Here is a 1,732-nt window from a genome sequence, read left to right as displayed (position 1 = left end):
GGCGACCTCCTGGCGCACCAGCGGGATGAGCTCCTTGCCGTAATCGAGGGCGTCGTCCAGCGGGTCGTAACCGCGGATCAGCAGCGTGGTGGCGCCGAGGTCGACGTAGTCCAGCAGGGCCTGGGCGACCGTCTCCGGAGTGCCGACCAGGGCGGTCGAGTTCCCGGCGGCGCCGGTCGCCGCGGCCGGGGCCGTCCACAGCGCGCGGTCGTGCCGGTCGCCCTTGGCGGCGGCGGCCAGCAGGCGCTGGGAGCCGACGTTCTGCGGTGCGGCCCCGGGACCGGTCGGCAGGATCCGGCGGCGTCCGCCGAAGACGTCGTCGCGCTCCTTGATGGTGGCCAGGATGCGGTGGGCGCGGTCCCACGCCTCCTCCTCGGTGCGGCCGAGGATCGGACGGAAGGACACGCTGATGCCCTGGACGTCGGTGCGCCCGGCGGCGGTGGCGGCGGCCCGGACGGAGGCGATCTGCTGGGCGGTCTCGGCCAGCGGCTCGCCCCACAGCGCGAAGGTGTCGGCGTGCTTGCCGCCGACCCGGTAGGCGGCCTCGGAGGAGCCGCCGAAGAACAGCGGGATGCGCGGCCGCTGGACGGGCAGCACCTCGGACTTGAAGTCGGCGAGGCGGTAGTACGGGCCCTCGTGGTCGAACGGCTCCTCGGCGGTCCAGGCCTTGGTGAGCACGGTCAGGTAGTCGTCGGTACGGGCGTAGCGCTCGTCCTTGGTGAGGTAGTCGCCGTCGCGTCGCTGCTCGGCGTCGTGGCCGCCGGTGATGATGTGGACGGCGACCCGGCCGCCGGAGAACTGGTCCAGGGTCGCGAAGGTGCGGGCGGCGACGGTGGGTGCGATGAAGCCGGGGCGGTGCGCGATCAGCAGGCCCAGCCGCTCGGTGTTCGCGGCGGCGAACGCGGCGACCTGGTTGGGGTCGGGGCTGGCCGAGGAGTGGGCGATCAGGATGCGGTCGAAGCCGGCCTCCTCGTGCGCCCGGGCGAACCGGCGGGTGTAGTCGGGGTCGACCACCGGGCCGTGCGCGGGGCGGGTCTCGGAGACGTCGTGGGTGGAGATCATGCCGATGAACTCGACGGGCATGGTGGTCTGCCTTTCTTGGCAAGGGTCTTGGCGCGGGGGATCGGGAGGAGGAGGGGAAGGAGGGGAAGGAGAGGGAGGAGAGGGAGGAGAGGGAGGAGAGGGAGGAGAGGGAGGAAGGAGTCGGTCAGCCGACTGTCGGGCGGCGGTGCAGGGCGGCCCGGCCCCGGGCGAGCAGGACGGTGTCGTCCTGCGGGGTGTGCACCCGGGCGCACAGCACGTCGCGCAGGTGCCGCTGGAGCGGGTGGTGCCGGGTCAGGCCGTGGTTGCCGACCAGGGCGACGGCCCGCTGGACGGAGTCCACGGCGGCGCGGGTGCCGAGCAGCTTCGCCCCGGGTGCCTCCTCGACGGCCGACGGCTCGCCTGCGTCGACGGCGGCAGCCAGTGCGGCCACCAGCCGCTCGGCGCCGCCGAGTTCGACGTCGATCAGGCCGAGTTCGCTCTGGAAGCGGGGCAGGCTGGCCAGGGGCGCGCCCAGGGCGCTCGGGGTCCGCTCGTGCAGGAAGGCGGTGAGCCAGGACTGCGCCGCACGGGCGACGCCCAGGTAGAGGGCGGCCAGACCGAGCGAGTTCCAGGCGGCGCCGACCGGGTCCCGGCCGCCCTCCGGGGAGGGGGCGGCGAGCCGGGCGGTGTGGTCGAGCGGGACCCGTAC

At 74.5% G+C, this 1,732-nt stretch carries 2 protein-coding genes; both read right to left on the bottom strand.

Features of this window, described 5'->3' with window-relative positions; translation table 11 throughout:
- The coding region (locus VR45_RS37600; RefSeq protein WP_045944440.1) for an LLM class flavin-dependent oxidoreductase at positions 1–1,083 on the bottom strand (1,083 nt) is incomplete at its 3' end.
- Between the two features lie 124 nt (positions 1,084–1,207).
- Positions 1,208–1,732 (bottom strand): acyl-CoA dehydrogenase family protein (locus tag VR45_RS37595; protein ID WP_045944439.1); only part of this gene is annotated, 525 nt, incomplete at its 5' end.

It is taken from the genome of Streptomyces sp. NRRL S-495 (assembly GCF_000966955.1).
GTDB classification, from domain to species: Bacteria; Actinomycetota; Actinomycetes; order Streptomycetales; family Streptomycetaceae; genus Kitasatospora; species Kitasatospora purpeofusca.
Note: the sequence above shows the minus strand (reverse complement) of the source record. Positions and strands in the feature narration are given on the sequence as shown.